This is a genomic window from Pseudoalteromonas sp. PSi26 (assembly GCF_054960575.1).
Genome location: NZ_JBHNYT010000002.1, coordinates 13085 through 36928, shown reverse-complemented (window position 1 = coordinate 36928; position 23844 = coordinate 13085). Strand labels below are relative to the sequence as shown.

The window sequence follows — 23844 nt, the reverse complement described above, 5'->3', positions numbered from 1 at the left end:
AAAGTTAAGAGTGGATAACCACTCTTAACTTTTATAACTCACGTCATTATCATTGTTTTTCTGAGAACTAGTTGGGTAGCCAAATAAAATACTCAGCTTGGCTCTAAACCCCTTTGCTTTATAAGTTTGTTTAATTAAGTGCCACCATTGATGAAATGTAATAGTGACTGGATTATTGCTATTTAATTGCCCCACAATGCCATACTTACATGGCTTATTAGAGTCTTCTTCAACATATGTACCAAACAACTTATCCCAGATTATAAGTACGCCTGCAAAATTTTTGTCCAAGTATTCTCGGTTTATAGCGTGATGGACACGATGATGCGACGGCGTATTGAATACACTTTCAAACCACCCAAGTTTTTTAACTATTTGTGTATGCACAAAAAACTGATATGCCAAGTTTAACGCAACAACAGTAAGTACCGTTATAGGATCAAAGCCGATTAAAATCATGGGTAACCAAAATACCCACATACCTGCTAAGGGATACATTAAGCTTTGCCTAAATGCCGTTGTAAAATTCATTTTTGTAGAGCTATGATGCACAACATGTGCAGCCCATAACCAATGAATATTATGCGACGCCCTATGAAACCAATAATACAAAAAGTCTTGAAATATAAAGGCAAACAAAACGGTAAATACCGAGAGCTCTATATCGAACACGCGGTATTCATATAACCAATTAAATAATGGCATCAGTAATATTAAAGAAACCGCATCAGCACCTTGGTGCAATAACGCCAAGGCCGTATTCGCCATGCTATCTTTTATATCGTAAAAACGCCTGTATTTAATAAATTCAACACTAACAAATACTAAAAAAATGGGACTAAGTGCAAGTAAAATTACTTCAATGGTCATGTTGTGCCCTCTTAAAATAATGCTGTAATTTTTTAAGTGCTTGCGATATATCATGTTTAACAAGTAACTTTATTAAGCTATCCGGCATCCACCATGGTGGCCTAAAGGCGATACAATACCTAAGCGCTGTAGCTGTATTACCTTCATACTCAATGGGAGTTAAATATATGTCTCCTTGATGATTCTCCACCGGCTTATCACCCATTATGCGATAGCAAATATGATTACTGCTGGCATGTATAATTTGTTCATTAAAAGCAACAAGCGGCGTTTTAACTTGCCTTATGGCACCTGCCCCACCTTTCATTTCACCTTTATTGTGGGGTTTTAATTGTGAAAATTGAGCATTAAAAAAACGCCCTAGATAGGCATGTTCCAGCAATACAGCCGCCACCTTCTCAGGCGGAGCAAATAAAGTACATTTTAAATTTATAGAAACCATAAGTGACCAATACTTAAAATAAGGCCTCTAGCATAATAAAATTTAACGTGGCAAACTTGCTCATACGCGATCATTTTTTAGCTTTAGGCGACAAATGCAAACCATTGCCGATCATTACTTTTCTAGTATTCTTGATTATCTACAAAGCCAAGGTTTAAATAATGAAGATGCTCTAAAGGCAATTAATTTTACTGAATTTAGTAATCGCACAAAACAACAACTATCACCACGCATAAGCCTAAAAAGCTATAACGCATTGCTTAATTATGCTCAAAATACACTTAAAGATCCTTTATTTGGCTTTAGACTAGGTCAGCATATTCGTACGGCTGACTATGGCGTTTTGGGATATTTAGTCGAGTCAAGCAACGGATTAAGCAACGCTATACAAGCGCTTTTAAATTACGACTGCTTGGTGGCCAATATAGGTCAAGCACAATTTGAGCAACAAAAAAGCCAGGCAACTATCCGCTGGTTTCCTCATGCTCAATGTAATGAACAAGTAGTATTAAGAAATATGACAGCTTGGGTGAGTGTTGTACGCCAATTACTCAATAACGAATTATCACCGACACAAGTTAGCTTTCAACACCACTTTACTCAAGCGCAAATAAATACGCTAGCAACATGGTTTAATTGCCCAATTTTAACTAATGCAAAACACAACGAAATTTGTTTTCCGAGCAGCTATTTAAGCCTTAACTTTAAAACTGATAACGCTGCTATACATTTAGCACTTAAGCAAGTATCTGATCATCAATTAAGCCTTTTTACTAACCAGCAAAATATAACTGAAAATGTCAGCCAAATTTTAATGGCAAAGCTCGATTTACAAAACTGTACGTTAATACGCACTGCAAATGCCCTAAGTATGACACCTCGCACCTTGCAACGGCACTTAAAATTGCACGGTACAACGTTTGCCCTCATGCTTGAAAACGAGCGAAAGCGACGTATTAACGAACTGCCTAATAAACCTAATTTAGCACAGCTAGCATTGCTGCTCGGATTTAAAGATCAAAGCTCTTTTAATCGTGCTTTTAAACGCTGGTATTCGTGCAGCCCACTAGAATACTTTAAAACGAAGAAGGGGTAATTTTACTTTGATTTACTTTTATTAAACATTTAAGTTTATATTTCAGGCAATATTATTTAAACTCAACCAATGTTGGCTAAAAAAGACTTTTTTATGTACCTGCGTGTTGTAATTAGCGCCTTTGTATTTATGTTTTGTACTGCGGTAAATGCAATGAGTACAGTAAACTTTATTGCCGAAGATTTGTACCCTTATCACTTTAAAAACGAGAATGGTCAAGCCGATGGCGCACTTGTTGATATAGCCAAAGCCGTTTTAAAAATCACACCATTAAACGCTAAATTTGAAATAATGCCCATGGCGCGCGCATTTCACGAGCTTGAAAGTAATCCAAACACTATTTTACTTTCTTTATTAAAAACCCCTACGCGCACAAATAACTTTAAATGGCTAGGCAGTGTTTATTTTACCGATGCCTACGTAGTTAGCTTAAAAAGCAATAAAGCAGAGGTCACACACTTAAACCACACTAAGTTTTATAAAATAGGCACTATTCGTGGTTACTCAAGTGCTAAATATTTAAAGCAAATGGGCTTTAAAGAAGACAAAAACTTAGTATTGGTGAGCTACTACCAGCAACTTTGGCAAATGCTTTACAAAAAACGTATCGACTTTGCCTTAATGAATACACTCACATTAGAAAACGAGTTAAAAATGTCGGGCTTAGATCCAAACCTTATCACCAAGCGCATTCACTTAGATGACTTTCCTTCAACGCTTTATTTTGCCAGTAATAAAATGCTTGAAGAAAGTACAGCTAACACCTTATCGCAAGCACTTGTAATAATTAAGCAAAACGGTGAATACGAAGCAATTTTAAATAAATGGAAACTTCCGCTTCCTACCACTGCCAATAAACTGTAATAAATACGCACTACAATTTTAGTAAAGCTGATAACCTAACTTGGCTATGCGAACAATTAAAACACCGTACGGTATAACGCTTCACTATCAAGACGAAGGCAATAAACACTCTCCTGCCGTTATTCTAATAATGGGTTTGGGTGCTCAGATGACCGTATGGCCAGATTCACTATACTATGGTTTGGTTAACAATGGCTTTAGAGTTATCCGTTTTGATAACCGTGATAGCGGACTGTCGACTCATTTGGATCATTACCCCTCTCCTAGTTTAGTGAAATCTTGGCTGAGTAGGCGCCTTCCCATACAAAGCCGAACTCCCTATTTGCTCGATGATATGGCAAACGATGTATTGGCGCTTATGAGCGCTCTTAAAATTAAAAAAGCCCACTTTGTTGGTGCATCTATGGGTGGAATGATTGCCCAGCTAATCGCAGCGCAACATAAAAAAAAGGTACTGAGTTTAACCGCTATTATGTCAAGCTCTAGCCTGCCAAGACTGAGCGCTAAAAGCATTGGCGTATTTATTAAGCTTGCCAAATTAAAACCAAAAACACCAAGCCGGGATGAAGCAATTAATTACAACATTAAACTAAACCAACTAATTGGCAGCCCCGCTTACCCTCAAACAGAAGCCGCCCTTCGGCTTCATGCAACACAAATAGTTGAGCGTTCACACAACCCTAATGGCTACAAACGCCAGCTCATTGCAATGGCTGCCAGTAAAGATAGGCAACATTTAATTCGAAAAATTAAAACGCCTACATTGGTCATTCATGGTAGTCATGATGTAGTCATTCGCGTGGATGAAGGTAAAAAAACGGCCATGCTAATAAAAAAAGCAAAACTAAAAATAGTGCCTGGTATGGGCCATAATTTTGCACCAGAACTCATGCCAAAAATGACAAAATGGCTCACAAAGCATATTAAAAAGGCACAACGTAAATACATTAAAAAAAAGCTCAAAAAACACATTGGTATAACCAAATGTGAAAGGTAAAAAATAAAAATCACAGCAATTGGTAATGTTGATATTTTAAATTGGTATGTTAGATTAGCGTAATCAAGGTCGATATTGTCCTTCATTAACATCATCACACAGAGACAACAATGAAAAATCTAACATCTACTTTTAAACTCATAGCACTGGCTGCTGTTACTCCGTTGCTATTTATGGGCTGCGCAAATACAAGCACACCTATTAATAGCAATACACCTGTTCCTGCATCAAAGTTTGATTTATCACAATGGAAAATAAACGTACCTGTTGATTTAAACAACGACGGTAAAATAGACACAATTGATGTTGAAGAAATTCAGACTTACGCGCACCCTGATTTTTTCTATCTTGACGATCAAGGTTACATGGTATTCACCTCGCCAAATAAAGCATTAACCAGCGCTAACTCTACCAACACCCGCAGTGAATTAAGGCAAATGATCCGCGGTACTAACACAAAAATAAAAACAAAAAGTTCAAAAAATAATTTTGCATTAGCTGTTCACCCACTCTCAGAGCGTTTTGGCTCTGTAGGTGGAAAAATGGAAGCCACGTTGAGGGTTGATCATGTCGCATTGCGCGCAACAGACTCAAGTAAAAAAGCAGCTTATTCTGTGGTGGTAGGACAAATTCATGCAGGTAAAGACCAAGCATTAATAGATACAAAACTGGGTTATGGTTGGGGCAACGAACCGCTAAAAATTTACTATAAAAAATGGCCCGGTCATAAAACAGGCTCCGTTTTTTGGAACTACGAACGTAACTTACCAAAAACAGATCCTAACCGAACTGATATTACATACCCAGTATGGGGAAACACGTGGGAAAACCCTAATGATCCGGGTGTTGAAGGTATAGCGCTTGGTGAAGACTTTAGCTATACCGTAAACGTACATGGTAATGTAATGCACCTTACCTTTAGCGCAAAAGGCAAAAAGGATGTTAACTACTCAATTAATTTGGGAAACAATGAAGATGCCTACGGCAAGGTGGACGACAAAGATCATCCACATGGTTATGCTGCCGATTGGCACTATTTTAAAGCCGGTGCTTATAACCAATGTAGCACTAAATCATCTAAAGGTATTTGGTACCCTGGCTGTTTAGGCACAGGCGAATGGGCGCTCGACAAGCAAAATGGTGATTACGCACAAGTGAGCTTTAAAAAATTAGTATTAAGCCCATCAACTAAACCATAAGCGTTGCTGTAGTTAAGTAGTTTTTAAGTGATGTAAACAGTGGTGATGGTAAATTATTAATATCGCACCAGCGCCACTGTATACATTTATTCGGCTCGTTTAGCACAGGCTCACCGCCTTCGTAATCAGCTTTTACGTACAAAGTAATGTAGTGTTTGTTTTCAGCACTGAAAATATCGTTAGTAAAATCTAGCTTAGTTATTTTACTAACGCTTAGCCCTGTTTCCTCAAATACCTCGCGTATTGCACACTGCTCAACGCTTTCGCCAAATTCTAAATGTCCACCCGGCGTTGCCCATGTATTTGCACCATGCGCACCAATTCGCTCACCTAATAAAATAGTGTTTTGGCGCATAATAATAACGGCTACACCGACTCTAACTTCGTTACTCATACAATTAACCCTTTACAAATATAAGGCAATGCTGAGCCTCACGCCTAAATTTGTCAAACTCACTGCTGCTGCATATTAACCATGTGATTAACTTTTAGCCGACCAAGGTCGAATAGCCTATGCACATAAAAAAGCCTACCTTTTGTAAGGTCTCTCATACATATTTAGTTTTAGGAGCCTATTATGTCAGGCCTGTATAAACAGCAATACACGAGCTTTAAACAAAACCCAGCCCAGTTTTGGCTAGAACAAAGTAAAAACATTCCCTGGTACAAAACACCAAACCAAGCATATACGCAGGATAAAGACGGCCTTTATCATTGGTTTAGTGATGGACAGTTAAATACCAGCTTTCTAGCGCTCGACCAACACGTAATTGCAGGCTTTGGTGACCAAACTGCGCTGATTTACGACTCGCCTGTTACCAATACAAAGCAAACTTATACTTACACTCAACTACAACAAGAAGTCGCTAAATTTGCAGGCGTAATAAAAGCACTTGGTGTACAAAAAGGCGATCGTGTAGTGATTTACATGCCCATGATCCCACAAGCTGTTATTGGTATGTTAGCTTGTGCTCGCTTAGGCGCTATACACTCCGTAGTATTTGGTGGGTTTGCAGCGCATGAACTAGCTGTGCGTATAGACGATGCAAAACCTAAACTGATACTTAGCGCTTCTTGCGGTGTAGAGGTCGATAGCATCATTGAATACAAGCCACTTATTGATGACGCCATAGAGCTTGCAAAACATAAAATAGATCACTGTATTATTTATCAGCGCGACCAAGTTACTGCCAATATGGTCAACAAACGCGATATAGATTGGACACACGCAATGCAAAGCGCACAGGCGGCAGATCCAACACCTTTAAATGGCAACGATCCACTTTATATTTTATATACTTCAGGTACAACAGGCACCCCAAAGGGGGTTGTACGTGAAAATGGCGGACACGCCGTAGCGATGAACTACAGTATGAAAACGGTTTACGGTATGGAACCGGGCGAGGTATTTTGGGCCGCCTCAGATATTGGCTGGGTAGTTGGGCACTCTTATATTGTGTATGCACCATTAATGTACCGATGTGCAACCGTATTATATGAGGGCAAACCTGTGCGCACTCCCGACGCTACTGCTTTTTGGCGAGTAGTGGAAGAATATAAAGTAAGCGCCTTATTTAGTGCCCCCACAGCATTTAGAGCAATCAAAAAAGAAGATCCTAATGCTGAAGGCTTTAAAAAATATAATACCTCTAGTTTAAAACGATTATTTTTAGCAGGCGAACGCCTCGATCCGCCCACATACAATTGGCTAAAAGAGAAAACTCAACTTCCGGTACTCGATCATTGGTGGCAAACCGAAACAGGCTGGGCCATTGCGTGTAATCCAGTAGGAATAGAAACATTAACAACCAAACCTGGCAGTTCAACCGTACCTACACCGGGATTTGATGTTCGTATACTCGACATGGACGGTAATGAATGCGCAGCTAACGAACAAGGGGCCGTAGTTATAAAACTACCTTTACCACCCGGATGCTTACCCTCTATTTGGCAAGACACAGCCCGATTTAAAGCCAGTTATTTAAGTGAATACGAGGGCTACTACCTCTCTGGCGATGGCGGTTATATAGATGAAGACGGCTACTTATTCATAATGGGCCGTACTGATGATGTTATAAATGTTGCAGGCCACAGACTTTCTACCGGCGAAATGGAAGAAATTGTAGCGGCTCATCCAGCGGTTGCCGAATGCGCTGTATTTGGTGTTAACGACCCACTAAAAGGCCAGCTCCCAATGGGTATGATTGTCCTTAAAAATGACTTTACAGGGTCAAGCGAAGAAGTCGAAAAAGCACTTGTTGCCTCAGTGCGCAATCAAATCGGCGCCATAGCATGTTTAAAAAATATAGTTAGCGTAGAGCGCTTACCTAAAACTCGTTCCGGCAAAATACTACGTAAGAATTTACGTCAACTTATTGATGGCGACGAACTGCAAATCCCTTCAACCATAGACGACGCGAGTATTTTTGAAGAAATAAACCAACAACTTACTATGCGTTAGTCCAACCAAACAAAGCCACTTTATAATTAATAAAAAGTGGCTTTGTTTATTAGGACATGGGTATATAGAGAGTTAAAAAGGAGTTAACTGAAACAAATAAGAGAATGTAGGTAATCGCTTAGTCACTTTTTAATAACAAACAGTGATTTTAAATATAGGCTCAATAAAATTTTACCTCTATAATGATAACCAAATGTAAATTAATATTTAAAAATCAAGGTCTAAATATGTTTGTTTTAAGTTCAACCTACTCAATATTGAAAAACGAAAATGACCAACTAAAAAAAGAAATTGAGAGTTTACGTAATAAAAATACATCGTTAATAAGTGAAAATACATCACTTATTGAAGAGCTTAACAATCCTAATAGTAATGAAGATCATAGTTTCACTCACTCATTACTTTCCAGCTCGATAAATGGTGTTGCTCAAATTGAAGATATAAGACAAACCGTATTGGGCTCTTACTCTAAAATTGATGAAGAAAACAAAGTAAGCGATAAAATAAACACCCTGCTCGAAAAATCAAATAGCTCGCTAAATCATATTGTCAAAGAAATGGATTTAATGACCAGTAAAATGGGAAGTATGACTGAAAACATTTCAGGCCTAGCCAGTATGGCAGGCACTATTAGTACGTTTGTTTCAACCATTAGTAAAATATCTGATCAAACCAATTTACTAGCACTAAATGCTGCTATTGAAGCAGCACGAGCAGGTGAAGCTGGCCGAGGCTTCAGCGTTGTAGCAGACGAAGTAAGAGTATTGGCCACAAATACAAATAAATCGGCGCAAGAAGTGGCCGACCTAGTAAAAGAAATTATTAACAAAACAGATGAAACAGTGGTATCAGTAGAAGGTATTAAAGAGAATAGTTCGCACCTAAGTGATAATTTTGACGCGCTGAATACCGATTACACTTCAATTATCAATTTTTGTAACAACATGAAAAATACGATTTCTCAGGCTGCTACGTTGTCGTTTATTCAAACCGTTAAACTAGATCATGTTGTATGGAAAGGTGACATTTACGCAGTAGCAAATGGCCAAAGCAACAAGTCAATTAATGACTTTAGCGACCATACAATGTGCCGATTAGGCCAGTGGTATAGTTCAGAGCAGTCTGCTGAATTTAAACACACCAATGCATTTAAACAATTAGAAAACCCGCATAGTGAAGTGCATAAAAATGGTGTTGCGGCTCTGCACTCAATTCAAAATGGCGATAAAGAATCTGCAATTAAGCATATTCATAAAATGGAAGCAGCCAGCGAACGCGTGATGCATTTACTCGATGAGATTTGTTAACCCCAGCTAAGCACTAATGAACAAGCTATTAAAATGATTTAAATTTTAATAGCTTGTCTTAAAATTAGTCTTTAATTTTAACCTGCACTCTTCTTTCACCACATGTAGATGATTGTTTAAAGCGCCCTGTTTAAAACTGTAATAAAAAGTAAGAAACTGTTTAGCTTACGTAAAGCAATGTAAAGGAACGTCCAAACATTAAATAGGTCAGTTAATGTTCAGTTTCAGAGGTTAATATTAAGCCTAGTTATGTAACAACATAAACGAGGCACACTATGAAACTTACATTTTTACTATCGGGTATAATTGCCATTAGCGCGCTTTCGAGCACCGCAATTGCAGCGCCCAACGAGCGAGAAGTTCATAAAAATTATAAGCACGAAAACCCTAAACGCATTGAGTATAAGCGCGATGAACGTCGCCATGAAAAAAAACTACGTATAGAGCAAAAAAAAGAAAAGCGCCAAGACCGTAAAAAAGAAAAAAACAAGCAAAAAAAGCAGCAAGAAAAGCGTAAACAACTACGTTTCGACAATCATAAATATAACTACCTAACTAATAGGTATAAGCCGCGTTATTACAAAGAAAATAGATACATAAGGCACTTGCCAAGAAAAAGTACCTCTATTTGGTTTAATGGAATTTCATTTAGCTTTAACGACGGCATTTACTACCGAAAAGCTAAAAAAGGCTATCACGCTGTGATGCCACCTCGCGGACTGCGAATTAAAAAACTTCCAAGACATTATTCGCGTATGAAACATCGCAACACCACATATTATGCTTATCAGAACGTATACTACATTGCCGATAACGGCGGCTATAAAGTGGTAGATGCGCCAATAATTCAGCGCAACAAAGCTATTAAAATTGGCAACGTCTTCGACTATAGCTTAGGGCAAGTTTACGATGAACTACCATCGTCAGCTGAGCCAGTTACCATAAACTCTCAGCAATATTTTAAATACAACGATATTTACTTTTTGCCACAAATAAATGGTGATGAGATACAATACCTAGCAATCAGCTTAGGCTGAGCATTATTTAACTACTTAACCTGCCTACAGGTTAAGTAGTACTTTATTAATATTGATTTCAGCAACCCTCTTATAAGATTTCCTTTTGTAATACCCCCTTCTAAAAACATAAAACGTTTATTTAGTGAACAATTTTAATTTTTGCTCCGTATGCATGTTTAATATTTGTAAATAAAGCGTTTATGACCTAAACCTTAATAGAGGCTTTATAGAGGAGCTCCACTTATGCCTACAACAAAAACAATTGAAAAAAATACCGAATTTGCTCGCTGTATAGAGTGTAATAAAGTAGATATGTTCGCTGCTTTTCACTGGTTAGCACTTGCGTTTAAAGATATGACCCGAGCCCCATTACTTACTGTAATTTATGGCCTAGTGTTTAGTATTATTCCTGCAGCTATTATCTACTCTGCATTTTTTGCACAAAGCGTATTTGTAATTTTACCCGCCACTGTTGCGTTTGTTTTAATTGGACCCGCTTTCGCAGCCGGCCTATACGACGTAGCATGGGAGCTAGAAAAAGGCCACAAACCCACTTTTAGGCATTCGCTAAAGTCAATGTTTAGAAACCCAGTTGGAGAGTGGGGATTTGCAATATTATTACTTGTTATAATGATTGCGTGGATGCGCATTGCCGCCCTTGTTCATGCTTTATACCCTAACTACGCTAACCCAACATTTGAAGAACTGTCAGCATTTTTAACGCTAGGGACAATTGCAGGTGGGGTTTTACTTGTGTCTGTTTTTTCAGTGTCTGCATTTACACCACAAATTATGATGGAAAGACGTGTAGACATAATGACAGCTATCGTCTCATCTATTAACGCTGTTAAAAATAATTTTGCGCCAATGGTTGTTTGGTCAATATGCATTTTCCTAATGGTTGCGCTTGGTTTTGTAACAGGGGCTGTTGGGTTTATTGTAATTATGCCACTACTTAGCTATGCAAGCTGGCACGCATACATTGCAGTAATCAAAACTAAAAAAGCCAGAAAATACGAATAGTTAACAAATTTTAACTTGTGTCACAACCTAGCAAATCTAGTTTGTGGCACAAATAATACTTTCCCCTACTCTCTGCATTAAAATGTCCCGATTTTTTAAAAAGTTATAATCAAACATCCTCACTTTAGTAGCTATACTTTTTAGCGCCTGATAAAGTAATTTTTACTTTATTAAACATAATGACTTAAGGTACCTAATGGCAAATCAATTTAACGTTCTGGATACCCGGTTGCAGTTATGCTGTGGGAATGGCGGGTACACTCGCGAGGGTTTTTGCTATGTACCAGACTCTGATCGCGGTAATCATAGTGTGTGTGCAATTATGACCGAAGAATTTTTACAGTTTTCGAAGTCACAAGGTAATGATCTAATAACGCCCAATCCACTTTACGATTTTAAAGGCTTAAAAGCGGGCGACAAATGGTGTTTATGCGCAATAAGATGGCTTCATGCGCAACAAGCAAACGTTGCGCCGCCAGTAATACTGGAGGCCACAAATAAAAAATCGCTTGAAGTAATACCGCTTGAATTATTAAAGGCACATAAATACACCCGTTAAAAATATTTTAGTTTGGTTTCAACAAACCTTGTTGGTCTGCAAATTTTACAAAAAGATGCAGACTTTTCATAACCACCTCATATTAATAAAAAACAAAACAAACATAAAAACACAAACACCTGATTTAAAACAACTTTATTTAGTTTAACTTCCGGCATATTGATTGCTTTATATAATTATCACGTATTTATTACGTAAAGGACTACGTGAAAATATTAAATAGTTAAGTAGGAGAAGTTATGAGCAATACAAATAAGCAAGCTAAATTTACTGCACCAGGTATGAGTAATGAATCAGCTGAAAAAACTATCGCAGCCTTAGATAACCGCATGGTTGCACTTATAGATCTTCAATTAACACTAAAACATATTCATTGGAATGTTGTTGGTCCTAATTTTATAGGTGTGCATGAAATGCTAGACCCTCAGGTTGAAGCTGTGCGCGAAATGACAGATACAATAGCCGAGCGTATTGCCACTTTAGGCGGCATACCAGTAGGGACACCTAAGTCAATTGTTGACCGCCGTACATGGAACGAATATTCATTAGGTAAAGGACTTGTTACCGAGCATTTAGGCGCGTTAGATAAAGTGTACAACGGCATTAATGCCGATCACCGTAAAGCCATCGAAACGATATCAGATTTAGATCCAGTATCTGAAGATATGTTAGTAAGCCAACTTGCTGACCTTGAGCAGTTTCAGTGGTTTGTAAGAGCACACATCGAGTCATCTACTGGTGAATTAACGCAATAATGCGTTTATTACGTAAATACCTTAGCCCAGCATTTTTGCTGGGCTTTTTTTTAAAATCATAAAACAAAATATCACTAAGATATTTGAGCCGTGCAAGAACTTGCGGCATATGAATCGACCTACTAGTATCAGTAAGCAGTTTTCATTATTGATACAAATTGGCATGCTGAATTTTAAATATCCTAAACAATTTTGGCTTTTTTCTTTAATCTTTTTATCAGCCTGCGGTTCAGGCAGCAGTAATACAAAAGTTCCGCAATCAAATACAAGTGAAAGTCCGACTCCAATTACACAAAACAATATCGAAGATAATTACAACATTATTATTTATGGCAATAGTCACAGCAGTCAGTTAGGGCGGATCATTGAGCATATAATCGAAAACCAATACCCAGATAAGTCAGTTCATACAACCACCGTATCGGGACCTTTTTTAGATAATATTGTGAGAATGAGGGCAAATGTAGACAAGCTTAAAAACAGCAACCTAAGCCATGCTATTTTTCAAGGCCAAAAATACTCTCAGTCTGGTTTAACAACGTACCCTACTGATGCCGCTGAGTATTTAATTTCATCAGCCAAGACACAAAACATTACACCTATTTTATTCCCAGAACACCCACAAAAAGGCAACACTGAAGAAGGCCAACGTGTATACGACTTACACTTATCAATAAGCGCTAAACAACCTAGCTGCGTGGCTGCCATTGGCCTTGTTTAGAACAGGCTTTTAGTGTTAATGCCAAATGCAAAACTACATATGGCTGATGGCAACCATGCCTCTTATGCAGGCAATGTATTAACAGCAATGACTTTTTCAGAAATAATTACTTCACGGTCCGCCGACACCATGAAATTTGACCCAACTATTAATTTGTCAAAGCAAGAACAAGCTCTATTTGGTCAAGTAGTTACCGAAGTGCTTAATTTATATCCTGCATGTGGTGTAAGCTAATCTAATTATAAATCTATTTTTGTGTTTTAATTTTTTACTTTAATTAAAAATAAAATGTCAGGTTATTCTCATTGTTATCGACTAATAACATAACAATCAAAAGGAGAGTAATTATGAATACATTAACAGTAACCCCACTACATACTTTACCCGCTAGTGAAGCCAACCAATGGGTTAAAGACGGTTTTTCACTATTTAAACGTGCCCCTATAAAACTTTTTTTATTTTTACTGCTTCCTTTAATTATTGAAGGGATTTTTCAAATACTACCCGCCCCATATGGGATGTTAGCCTCTAAGTGGGCTGCCACTTTTGTAGGCAGTAGCGCTATTATCGTCATTCACCATCTGGCCACTCATAAAGTATTTTCATTAAAGACGATTTTTAAAGCTAAAAACTGGCTAAGCATGATTCCGCTTTCAGCAATTTTAGCATCTGCTTTTTTTATTCAACTATTGGTAGCAAAGCTTTTACTTGGTAATGATGGCATAAGCTTACTTTTATTTTCGCAGCCTACAGAAGTAAGCCAATGGCAACTGGGTATTATTTTTGCCTCGATTATTCCTGTTACACTGCCAGTCAGCTTTGCAAGCTATTGTGTTTTACTTGGTGAAAAAAGCGTACTGCAAGCATTAAAAAGTAGCCTAAATGCTTTTTTCTATGCGTTTAAACCAATGTGTTTAATCGCGCTAATTTCCTTCTTAAGTCTATTGTTAGCTCCTTATACTTTTTTATTAAGTGCGATTATTACGGGTCCTATACTCACGTGTATAAGCTATATTGCTTACAGAAGTGTATTCATCAAAAACAAGGAAGCCTAGTGGAAAAAAGGGATCATATTCATGAGATACTACTGCAATACGCACCTTTAATGGCGCGTATTGCTGCAACGCATGAAGCAGACCAAGCACTTAGAGAGGACCTACTGCAAGATATATCGTTAGCTGTTTGGCGTGCAGTAGAAAACTTTAGAGGCGATTCAAGTATGAAGACCTTTATTGCTAGGGTCGCACACAACCGTGCTGTCGATCATGTTTTAAAAGAAACACGTCGCCAAGATCGTCATAATTTAAGCGACCCTTTACTTGACCTGGTTAGTACTGATTCTCATCAACACAGCGATAACACGTATGATTTAATGACAGCGATGAGACGGCTACCATTAAAATTTAGGCAAGTTATTTCTCTTCAATTAGAAGGTTTTAACCAAGCCGAAATAGCACATACGTTAGGTCTAAACGAAGCGAACGTTGCCAAGCGCGCTAGCCGCGCACGTGTGCAACTTCAAAAGCTCATGGAGCAATAATAATTATGGATCCACTATTAGAACAATGGCAAAAAGACTATAAAAATGCGACGCCAAAACTGGATACTGTCGAACTACTGAGCCAAATTACATCAGCAAGAAAAAAACAAGCAATTAAAGCATGGTTCGACTTAGTTTCAGGCGCATTTGTTAGCTTATTTTGTATCTATGCATTAATTTTTGAAGCAACGAATACTCCAGAGCAGGTGTTGTATGCAATTTTAACTCCGTTACCAATTGGGTTTTCAGTATGGGTATTTATTCTGCGCAAAAAGCTAATAAAAACACACACCCTAGATGTTAATGGTTTACTACTTTTTAAAAAGCAGCAGCTCATTAATCAAATAAACTATTGGCGCTTAAACCTTATAGGCTGTTCCATTTTGTGGGCAGCACTTTGCATCACTGCGGCCGTGAGCATTTTAATGTACAACTACACAACAATATGGCTCACACAAGTAGGTATTGGCACTTTGGTACTAATTGCCACACTAGCTCGCTACATTCATGTAAAGTTAAATTTTAAAAGTAAGCTAAAGCTAATTGAAAATTTAAAGTAGGTTTACCGGCTTAAGCTACTCAATAAAGTGCTTTCACTAAAGCTGCAAAAACTAAGTAAAGCACCTAATAATATTTAAAACCTATTAAAATAAAAAAAATATATGAATGCTTGGTTGGTTTAATTTCAAAGGTACAGTGCTTAACGTTCTTGTCACTAGTAAAAGGCCGTTAAATTTTTAACTGATTAATTAACCTTTCAACTTATTTTATTGAGCTTAATGTAAATCAATAACTTTTTGTAAATGGCAGGCTGCCTACAATAAAGCTAACAAATATTTGTTTCTTTATTGTAACTTGTAGCTAAAAGTTGTCATTCAGTTCACTTTACTTCTATAGTAACGCTATATAAACATTAGGTATTACTATGCAAAAAGCGCCAATTCCAGCGGATGAACAATCTCGATTAAAAGCCTTATATGAGTATGAAATATTAGATACCGATGCAGAAAAAGTATTTGATGATTTAACTCAGCTAGCTTCAGATATATGTGATACACCAATATCACTTATAAGCCTTGTCGATCCTCAAAGACAGTGGTTTAAATCAAAGTACGGTATTGATGCCAGTGAAACAGAGCGTGATATTGCGTTTTGTTCCCATGCTATTTTGCAAGACCAAGTATTTGAAATACAAAATGCTTTACTTGATGAGCGCTTTCACGACAACCCTTTAGTAACAAACGATCCAAACATTCGCTTTTATGCAGGTGCCCCCCTTATCACACCGCAAGGCAGTACAATTGGTACTTTATGTGTAATTAGTGATAAACCTAAAAAATTAACTAAAAAACAAATTAGTGCGTTAACTATTTTAAGTAAAGAGGTAATAGCCCAATTAGAGTTAAGGCTAAAAAACAGAGAACTAAGTAAAGCATTAGAACAGCAAAAAACTCATATTCAAGAGCTTGAAAAACTAAAAGCTGAAGCAGATACATCCAATAATTTAAAAGGTAAATTTTTAGCTAATATGTCGCATGAGCTAAGAACACCACTTCACGGTATCTTAAACTTGGCCGAATTTGGCTTATCTGATAGCAGTAATAGTGAAAAAGATATTGCGCTAAAAAGTATTCTAAACTCAGCCAATATTTTATCCAATATAGTGAATGACATTTTAGACTTTTCAAAAATAGAAGCCGGAAAATTAGATATTGAACATATCGACTTCAACCTTAAAGACGTTGTCTATGGTGTAATTGAGCCACTAAAAAAACAAGCCTCTGATAAAGGTATAGAGTTTAATGTATCAATAGATAAAAAAGTGGCTGAAACATTAAAAGGTGACCCTCTTAGAATATCGCAAATATTAAATAACCTATGCTCAAATGCAATTAAATTTACTCAAGCGGGGCACGTTGATTTAATTGTTAACCTAAAAGGTCATTCTTTAAATACACAGAACATAGTATTTAAAGTTATAGACACTGGTATAGGAATAAACAAAGCAGCACAAGCAAACTTATTTAAAGAATTTCATCAAGCTGACTCATCTACCTCTCGTAAATTTGGTGGTACAGGGTTAGGTCTTTCCATTTGTAATAAACTAAGTCATTTAATGGGTGGGAAAATCAGTTTTACCAGCCAAGAAAATGAAGGCTCTACATTTATTTATCAGCAAAGCTTTGAAGCATCGATTTTAGATAGTTTGCTAAAGAAAAACAAAGAAGTAACTAATTTACAAGGCTGTACTATTTTAGTGGCAGAAGATAATAAAATAAATCAAATCGTCGTCAGTAAAATGTTAAAAGCGCACAATGCAAAAGTAGTTTTTAGTGAAAACGGTAAAGAGTGTGTTGAGTACTTTAATGCCAATCATGTAGATTTGATTTTTATGGATATTCAGATGCCAGTAATGGATGGGGTTGAAGCAACTAAGGTCATAAGAGCACAGAGCAAAGGCAAATCAATACCTATTATTGCCATGACTGCCAACACAATGAAACAAGATATTGAGCATTACCTAAATATTGGCATGGACGGTTATTTAACTAAGCCATTTAATAAAGATAGCTTGAACAGCTTGCTTAATGTTTACAACCCAAATAATGAAAACCTAAAAGACTTAGCAATAAAAATTAGTGATCCGAGCATTAAAAGAGAACACAAACTTAAACAAACATGTAGTGAACTAAAAAAATTAATACCTGCGGCCAACAGAGTCAGCCTATGGTTGTTTAATGAAGAATACTCTGAGATAAATTGCTTAATGTGCCTTGATGAGAACGATGAAGTCATTCTTGACTCAGTATTAACAGCAAAAGACTACCCTGATTACTTTAACTACATACTAAGCCACCAAATACTTGATGCCCCCGATGCAAGAAATCACGAAGTTACAAAAGGCTTTACCAAAAGCTATTTTGAGCCACACGATATTTACTCACTACTTGACTACATTTATTTTAAAGATAATAAAGCACTAGGCGTGATTTGCTGTGAAAGTATTGGATCGAAAATATCATGGACCCACGCAGATAAAGAAGCCCTGATAAAAATAACAGACTTAACTACATTATTTTTGTCAAAACAAATAGATTTCAATTGAATTTACGACTATTCAACCGTAAATCTTTATAGAGTGGTTTTGCCGATTAATAATAAAAAAGCCGAGCACATTTAATAAGTACTCGGCTTAAGCCGACACGGTAATTTTTAGTGAAATAACCACTTTCCCCATACCTTCACCACTAGCAAGGCAATTATGCGCTTTACCTGCATCCTCAAGGTTAACTTCAATATTGTCTAAAACAGGCACCAAGTGCCTTTTATCAATTATTATTGCAAGCTTAGCTAGTATTTCGCCATGCTGTTGGCGTTCATGGTAACCCCCTTATTTAGTTTATACATACAGCACATTTACAACCCCTACATATGATAATACACTCAAATGAATAATCAGTATTAAATTTTTATTAATAATAGGCTTTAATAATGAACAATGAACACCTCAAGTTATTCGTTCGTGTTGCCTCTACACACAATATTAGTTCAGCAGGCGCGGAACTCGGTCTTTCGCCACCAGTAGCTAGCATGCATATTATTAAGCTTGAGGAATCGCTTGGTGTAAAACTAATCCACCGTACAACAAGGCGAGTATCTTTAACTGAAGAAGGCCGAGAGTTTTTACCTCACGCTGAAGAAATATTAAATGCTATAAATAGTGCAAAAGCAGCTGTAGGCGCAGGCTCTTTTACCCCCCAAGGCACGATTCGTGTTGCAGCCCCTTCCTCATTTGGTCGTATGCATATAGTGCCCGCACTTAAAGCTTTTATTGATCAGCACCCTGAGCTTAAAGTGGATTTAAGACAAAGTGATAGTATTGTAGACATGGTAGAAGGTGGTTTTGATATCGCTATCAGAAATGCCGAGCTTAACGATTCCACCCTCGTAGCCAGAAAGTTAGCCCGCGACCATAGAATTATATGCGCCTCACCAGGCTACATAGCAGAACACGGAGAGCCAAAAACACCACAGGATCTTCTCAACCATAATTGCATTAAATTAATTGGGATTGACTACTGGAGCTTTAAAACGCCAAATGGCATTGAAAAAGTTAAGGTAAAAGGCAGTATTCGTATTGATAATGGAGAATCGATAAGGGATGCGTGTATTAATGATGCAGGTATTACTATTTCGTCTATTTGGTGCGCCCACAACGCATTAAAAGAAGGCACCCTAGTTCAAATACTAAAAGATTACCCCATGGATTCAAGTGCCGCTATTTGGGCTGTATACCCAAGCTCTCGATTGCTTGCGCCAAAAGTACGTGCATTTATTGACTTTTTTATAAAGTATTATGGGGAAATCCCATATTGGGAAACGGCGTGAGTGGCGAGTTCTTAAACTTTCAACTGGGTGTAGTACTTAACCGTTAAAGAATTTAAATACCAGCACATATTAAAAATTATTTAAAAACACTAATCTATATTAATTATTAATAATTTGGTTTATTCTTTAAAACTAGTTATTTAAGCACGGAGGCAATCAAATAATGCAGTTTTTCATTCCCTCCTTTACACAAATAAAATTATCCTATAAACATACAATTAGTGTCTGCTTAAATTTTCACCTAAATTAACTACAAGGTTAGTGACCATATGAAAATATCACGCACATTATTAACATCTGTTGCCGTTATTGTTATTGCTGGCTGTAATACAGTTGCAGAAAAAAGCGCAAATACATCTGTTTCAAATCTGCCCGATTGGGTGTTAAACCCTCATGTAAGTGACGGCATTGCCGCGACAGATTGTGTGAAGTTTTCAGGCAACTTATCTGTTGATAAAAAACTCGCAACAGCAAACAGTCGTCTAGCGCTAGCGCAACAAATAGAAACACGGATTGAAGGGCTTGAAAAAACATATAGCAATCGTACAGACTCAAACGACGATACCACTGTTGGTACAAGCTTTAGTTCTGTTTCAAAACAACTAACCAAACAAAAATTGCAAGGCTCTAGGCTAATAAAATCGGATATTGTTAATATATCTGGAAAAGATCATTTTTGTGTACTTACAGCGCTTGAACCAAATCAAACAAAATCCTTATTCAATGATATTCTTAAACAAAGCCAACGAACCATAAACCCCGCTGACGAAAAGTTTTTGTATCAAGAATTCAAAGCCAAAAAAGCCGAAAACGACCTAGATCAAGAAATAAAAAAACTAACGAATTAATTACATAGTGTCGGTCAAAAAACTTCACTAAATTACTACACGTGAAGTTTTCCATTATAAGTAAAAATATGACAGAAAATAATAATCAAACATCAACCTGGAAAAAAGTACAAAGCTCTATCTTAATGATAGCCGCTATATTGATTTCTATTGGGCAATGGGGTGATACAAAAGATGTTCTTAAAAGTGCTTACTCTGCGTTCGTAGAGAACTTTACACATAAAGTTCAGTATAAGCAGATAGATAAAGTTAACATTGGTAATAGCATCGCTTACATCAAAACATTTCTAGGGGAGCCCAACGCAGTAAAACGGTCACGAATAGATATTGATGTTGAGTTTTACTATTACATTAGAAAAAAGTTTATCTTTACAGTCATCACCTCTGACAAGCGTATTAATGGTTACTCCGTAGTATCACGTATCTCAGACTTTTCTCCTAAGGTACCTTTCTCGGGTCCACTGGGCGAATCAACAATTTTAGAGAAAAATTCAAGTGAATTTGAATATAGCTTTGACAATCGTAACTTGACTTATTATCTAGAATCTCAAAATCTTGGTAAAGAAAAAATGTTTCTTTCTTTATCCAAAGGGTTTATTGGCTACGCCGCAGTTCCGGGCTCCGTGGAAATACCAGAAAAATATTTAGCAACAATAAAAACAAGTATTAACACGATGGATTCTTTGGCTACCTATTCTGATAATCTTAATGAGTTGAAAAAGGAAGTTGAATCATTACGAGCGATGATAAAGCCCAACTATTATGCGGTTAGTGAATTAGAAAACAAAATTGTTGCAGAGTCCTTACTCACCCGGTTTGAGTACCAAACATTAACAAAAAGTTGATAAAGGTTTTTTATGAGTTTATTTAAACTTAATTTATATGTACCACTATTTACCACCTTAATGCTAAATGTAACGGAAGTTTCAGCACAACAAACAAATGATCCATTTGAGCAACTAGAGCAAGAAATGGCCGCTTTAAAAAAAGAAGGCAGCGCAGAAGAACTAAAAGAGTTTAACGACTGGAAAGAAACCTACTTATCTGAATATCAAGATTTTAGGCGTAAACATTTTAAAAAACTTGATGATATACGCGACAAACTTATTAACACGTGGGGGGAAACAGATCCTCTGCTTTCTAGTCAAACGACCTACTATAGTCCTGACAACAAGGCAAAAACCACTATTGACTATGAAAATGACCAGATAAGTATTAGCATTTTGCATAACGAGCAAGATCATGTTTCTACAAATGATATCACTAACGCTCTAAAAAGTGCGTTAAATACTAATGAAATGGTAGCGGACAAAATAAAAAGTACTTCATTTAAGATACTTAAAAAAAATATAGAAAATACCTCTCCCATTAAAACGCCAGTTAGAGTAATTGCACAGCCTGAAACATTAATAAAAAAAGAAATTAATAAAATAAATAAGCAAGCTATTGAAGCTCGCCAACAAGTTGAAAAAGTGTTTGATATGTCTTTACAACTATCATCACCTGTTCAGCTAGATAGCGACAATTTACTAGCCAAAAAGAAATTGACTGCAGAAATAGCAAAAATAGAAGTCGAAAAAGCACAGCGTATAAAAAGGTTAAAAGCGTCGCAAGTAGAAGCTAACGCGATGCAACAAAGAGAAAAGCTAAAAAATAAACGAGTTACCACCTACACCATACCGCTAGCCCATAGTAGTTTTATAAAAAAAGCAGCACCCTATAAAAATATTGTTAGTAAGCATAGTAAGCGTTGGCGGTTGCCCGAGAGTTTGCTTTTTTCGATTATCCATACTGAAAGCCACTTTAATACTCAAGCAGAATCTCCAATCCCAGCCTTTGGTTTAATGCAGATTGTGCCTATAAGTGCAGGAGCTGATGTTAATCTTTTTTTACATAAGAAAAAGAACATTATGAGCAAAGAGTATTTATTCAATCCAAAGAATAATATTGAAACAGGTGTTGCATATATGCACCTTTTAAACACACGCTATTTGGCTAAAATAAGTAATCAGCAAAGTCGATTTTATTGCATGATTGCAGCTTACAACACCGGTGCAGGGAACGTAGCTAAAGCCTTTAACACAGACAACTCAAGAAATATCAATAAAGCTTCTAACATAATAAATAAAATGACGCCTGAAGAGGTCTATAACAAGCTTATTACAGACCTACCATACGAAGAAACAAAAAAGTATTTACAAAAGGTACTAGAGCGTCAACCTATTTATAAATCTATGGACCAAATTTAAAACTACTTATCTGGTAATTAATTGCCTTCCCAGCAAAAAAGGCGTTAGTTATGCCCCAACATGTAAATGGAAAAAGCGATGCTAAATATTAAAAAAACATTCTCACACTCATTATACTTTTTTAGTTTATTGGCAGTACTTACTGGCTGCGCTTCAAAAGTTGAAGTTGATTCAACAATGAATATGCCTAGTAAGTCAGGCCTTGCTCTTGATCATATTGCTGTAGTTGGTTTTAACGGCGATAAATATAACATTAAGGGAAATGCGCTTTCGGCAAAAGTAAAAGCTAAATTAATGAGTCATGGATATGTAAAGGTACATGCCAATTCCCCCTATAAGCTGGTTGGTGAAATTTCGCCATCTCGAGTAGAGCGTAATTCATGGAGTGAAAAGCATGAAGGAAAAAAAGAAACGTGGTACAGCTATCATGCATCAGTTAAACAAACTTTAACCCTAACTTACTACGTTATTTATGGCCAGCAAACACTAAATAGTGCTTCTGAAACATTCACTTATAGTAAAGAAAAGAGCTCAAGCGAAAATAGAAGCAAAGCAAAAGATAAGCTCCGGACCGATTCTGAAGTTGCTGACTTTTTGATAGAAAAGGCGGCTGATTTTGTTGTTAAACAAATTTCCCCATATCGTTCTTTAGTAAAACTTAATTACCTAAACGGGGAAGATGAAAATATTGATTTAGGTATAGAGTACGTAAAAAAAGACCGTTTAAGCCAAGCTTTTAGTATTTTTGAACAAGTTGCTCAAAATAGTAATTCAATTGAAGATCAAGCCATAGCACTTCACAACCAAGGTTTAATAAAATTAATGCAGGGCAAACATTCAGAAGCCTATGACTTAATGACAAAAGCGAATCTTATCGATCCTAGAAACTTTGATATTCTTGATTCAATAAAAGAAGTAGAAGACTACAAAGTATTAAGTGATGCGCATAAAAAGCAAAGAGGTCTAAAATGAGATTACTACTGTTAATTCTAATTACTTTTTTAGCGGGGTGCGCTACCAACAAAAATAGTGCATACGACATCGTTATTCCTTTAGCTGAAAGCAATAAAATAAAACCTCAGCCAACCGAACAATCGAGTAGTAGCTTTAAAATACATTACAAAAAAGATATCAATAATAAGCCTATAGTAAAAACTATAAACAGATCGACTACGGTTATGGGTAGCGATGATGAAACTTTAAAAAACTTAAAAGAGCGCGCAAAAAAAGATATAGTTCAACTAGCTACAGAGGAAGTAAATGGTGTTGTTATAGCCTCAACATCGAAGACTAATACGACTGTTATTAATGTTGACTCAAACAAAAATAACACACGCTACTCAAGACAGGACTTTACTGAGAAAGCCGTCGCACAAACAGCTGGGATTGCGCAAGTAAAAAACTTGCAATGCCAAACACTACCAACTAAAGCAAGTAACTTAACAATAACGTGCAGTGCTGATGTTACGGTACACCTAATTGAAGATATTGATTTTACTCAATAA

General features: G+C 36.8%; 26 protein-coding genes. 22 read left to right on the top strand and 4 right to left on the bottom strand.

Translation table 11 applies throughout. The features are described from left to right. Positions 1 to 24 precede the first annotated feature (24 nt). Together ACFI34_RS02200 and ACFI34_RS02195 are read right to left on the bottom strand one after the other, a co-directional pair. A complete protein-coding gene (locus ACFI34_RS02200; RefSeq protein ID WP_462672237.1) occupies positions 25 to 870 on the bottom strand; it encodes a sterol desaturase family protein in 846 nt (281 codons plus the stop codon). Beyond that, complete coding sequence (locus ACFI34_RS02195; protein WP_462672236.1) at positions 860 to 1312, bottom strand: SRPBCC family protein; 453 nt, start codon at positions 1310 to 1312, stop codon at positions 860 to 862. Before ACFI34_RS02195 ends, ACFI34_RS02200 begins: the two co-directional genes overlap by 11 nt. 94 nt (positions 1313 to 1406) lie before the next feature. Between ACFI34_RS02195 and ACFI34_RS02190 the strand changes: the two genes are divergently transcribed. The 4 genes from ACFI34_RS02190 (at position 1407) to ACFI34_RS02175 (ending at position 5468) form a co-directional block, all read left to right on the top strand. Next, positions 1407 to 2408, top strand: a complete 1002-nt coding sequence (locus ACFI34_RS02190; RefSeq protein ID WP_462672235.1) for an AraC family transcriptional regulator — start codon at positions 1407 to 1409, stop codon at positions 2406 to 2408. A gap of 93 nt (positions 2409 to 2501) precedes the next feature. Beyond that, entirely contained in the window at positions 2502 to 3272 is a 771-nt protein-coding gene (locus tag ACFI34_RS02185) for a substrate-binding periplasmic protein (protein WP_462672234.1), read from the top strand. A 46-nt stretch (positions 3273 to 3318) separates the two neighbouring features. Continuing rightward, a complete protein-coding gene (locus tag ACFI34_RS02180) occupies positions 3319 to 4269 on the top strand; it encodes an alpha/beta fold hydrolase (RefSeq protein ID WP_462672233.1) in 951 nt (316 codons plus the stop codon). Positions 4270 to 4379: 110 nt separating this feature from the next. Then, positions 4380 to 5468 carry a polysaccharide lyase family 7 protein gene (locus ACFI34_RS02175; RefSeq protein WP_462672232.1) on the top strand — a complete coding sequence of 363 codons (1089 nt, stop codon included), beginning with the start codon at positions 4380 to 4382 and terminating at the stop codon, positions 5466 to 5468. Here ACFI34_RS02175 and ACFI34_RS02170 read toward each other — a convergent pair. Further along, positions 5458 to 5862, bottom strand: coding sequence for a nucleotide triphosphate diphosphatase NUDT15 (locus ACFI34_RS02170; RefSeq protein ID WP_462672231.1), 405 nt, complete (start codon positions 5860 to 5862; stop codon positions 5458 to 5460). The two genes, ACFI34_RS02175 and ACFI34_RS02170, sit on opposite strands and share 11 nt — an antisense overlap. Positions 5863 to 6045: 183 nt before the next feature. Between ACFI34_RS02170 and ACFI34_RS02165 the strand changes: the two genes are divergently transcribed. The 12 genes from ACFI34_RS02165 (at position 6046) to ACFI34_RS02110 (ending at position 17959) form a co-directional block, all read left to right on the top strand. Beyond that, complete coding sequence (locus tag ACFI34_RS02165; RefSeq protein ID WP_462672230.1) at positions 6046 to 7929, top strand: propionyl-CoA synthetase; 1884 nt, start codon at positions 6046 to 6048, stop codon at positions 7927 to 7929. Between the two features lie 227 nt (positions 7930 to 8156). Further along, a complete protein-coding gene (locus ACFI34_RS02160; RefSeq protein ID WP_462672229.1) occupies positions 8157 to 9236 on the top strand; it encodes a methyl-accepting chemotaxis protein in 1080 nt (359 codons plus the stop codon). Between the two features lie 275 nt (positions 9237 to 9511). Further along, a complete protein-coding gene (locus tag ACFI34_RS02155; RefSeq protein WP_462672228.1) occupies positions 9512 to 10273 on the top strand; it encodes a DUF6515 family protein in 762 nt (253 codons plus the stop codon). Positions 10274 to 10498: 225 nt separating this feature from the next. After that, on the top strand, positions 10499 to 11278 hold the full coding sequence (locus tag ACFI34_RS02150; RefSeq protein WP_462672227.1) for a DUF2189 domain-containing protein: 780 nt from the start codon (positions 10499 to 10501) through the stop codon (positions 11276 to 11278). Between the two features lie 196 nt (positions 11279 to 11474). After that, positions 11475 to 11837: a DUF2237 family protein gene (locus ACFI34_RS02145; protein ID WP_462672226.1), complete on the top strand. Its 363-nt coding sequence runs from the start codon at positions 11475 to 11477 to the stop codon at positions 11835 to 11837. Between the two features lie 239 nt (positions 11838 to 12076). After that, positions 12077 to 12592, top strand: a complete 516-nt coding sequence (gene dps, locus ACFI34_RS02140) for a DNA starvation/stationary phase protection protein Dps (RefSeq protein ID WP_462672225.1) — start codon at positions 12077 to 12079, stop codon at positions 12590 to 12592. 109 nt (positions 12593 to 12701) lie between these two features. Further along, a complete protein-coding gene (locus ACFI34_RS02135) occupies positions 12702 to 13313 on the top strand; it encodes a hypothetical protein (protein ID WP_462672224.1) in 612 nt (203 codons plus the stop codon). Between the two features lie 18 nt (positions 13314 to 13331). Next, positions 13332 to 13547 carry a hypothetical protein gene (locus ACFI34_RS02130; RefSeq protein WP_462672223.1) on the top strand — a complete coding sequence of 72 codons (216 nt, stop codon included), beginning with the start codon at positions 13332 to 13334 and terminating at the stop codon, positions 13545 to 13547. A 113-nt stretch (positions 13548 to 13660) separates the two neighbouring features. Continuing rightward, the gene (locus tag ACFI34_RS02125; RefSeq protein WP_462672222.1) at positions 13661 to 14368 is read left to right on the top strand and encodes a hypothetical protein; all 708 of its coding nucleotides are present in this window, start codon (positions 13661 to 13663) and stop codon (positions 14366 to 14368) included. Further along, a complete protein-coding gene (locus ACFI34_RS02120) occupies positions 14368 to 14853 on the top strand; it encodes an RNA polymerase sigma factor (RefSeq protein ID WP_462672221.1) in 486 nt (161 codons plus the stop codon). Before ACFI34_RS02125 ends, ACFI34_RS02120 begins: the two co-directional genes overlap by 1 nt. A gap of 5 nt (positions 14854 to 14858) precedes the next feature. Continuing rightward, the gene (locus ACFI34_RS02115; RefSeq protein ID WP_462672220.1) at positions 14859 to 15413 is read left to right on the top strand and encodes a hypothetical protein; all 555 of its coding nucleotides are present in this window, start codon (positions 14859 to 14861) and stop codon (positions 15411 to 15413) included. Positions 15414 to 15778: 365 nt separating this feature from the next. After that, entirely contained in the window at positions 15779 to 17959 is a 2181-nt protein-coding gene (locus tag ACFI34_RS02110) for a GAF domain-containing hybrid sensor histidine kinase/response regulator (protein WP_462672219.1), read from the top strand. Between the two features lie 87 nt (positions 17960 to 18046). Here ACFI34_RS02110 and ACFI34_RS02105 read toward each other — a convergent pair whose 3' ends face one another. After that, entirely contained in the window at positions 18047 to 18211 is a 165-nt protein-coding gene (locus ACFI34_RS02105; RefSeq protein ID WP_462672461.1) for a zinc-binding dehydrogenase, read from the bottom strand. 134 nt (positions 18212 to 18345) lie between these two features. Here ACFI34_RS02105 and ACFI34_RS02100 point away from each other — a divergent pair, with 134 nt between their 5' ends. From ACFI34_RS02100 to ACFI34_RS02075, 6 genes are all read left to right on the top strand, one after another. Continuing rightward, the gene (locus ACFI34_RS02100; RefSeq protein ID WP_462672218.1) at positions 18346 to 19242 is read left to right on the top strand and encodes a LysR family transcriptional regulator; all 897 of its coding nucleotides are present in this window, start codon (positions 18346 to 18348) and stop codon (positions 19240 to 19242) included. A gap of 269 nt (positions 19243 to 19511) precedes the next feature. Then, complete coding sequence (locus ACFI34_RS02095; RefSeq protein WP_462672217.1) at positions 19512 to 20090, top strand: hypothetical protein; 579 nt, start codon at positions 19512 to 19514, stop codon at positions 20088 to 20090. Positions 20091 to 20158: 68 nt separating this feature from the next. Next, on the top strand, positions 20159 to 20935 hold the full coding sequence (locus tag ACFI34_RS02090; protein ID WP_462672216.1) for an ETEC_3214 domain-containing protein: 777 nt from the start codon (positions 20159 to 20161) through the stop codon (positions 20933 to 20935). A 12-nt stretch (positions 20936 to 20947) separates the two neighbouring features. Then, positions 20948 to 22339, top strand: coding sequence for a transglycosylase SLT domain-containing protein (locus tag ACFI34_RS02085; protein ID WP_462672215.1), 1392 nt, complete (start codon positions 20948 to 20950; stop codon positions 22337 to 22339). A 78-nt stretch (positions 22340 to 22417) separates the two neighbouring features. Then, entirely contained in the window at positions 22418 to 23311 is an 894-nt protein-coding gene (locus ACFI34_RS02080) for a hypothetical protein (RefSeq protein ID WP_462672214.1), read from the top strand. Further along, a complete protein-coding gene (locus tag ACFI34_RS02075) occupies positions 23308 to 23844 on the top strand; it encodes a hypothetical protein (protein ID WP_462672213.1) in 537 nt (178 codons plus the stop codon). Before ACFI34_RS02080 ends, ACFI34_RS02075 begins: the two co-directional genes overlap by 4 nt.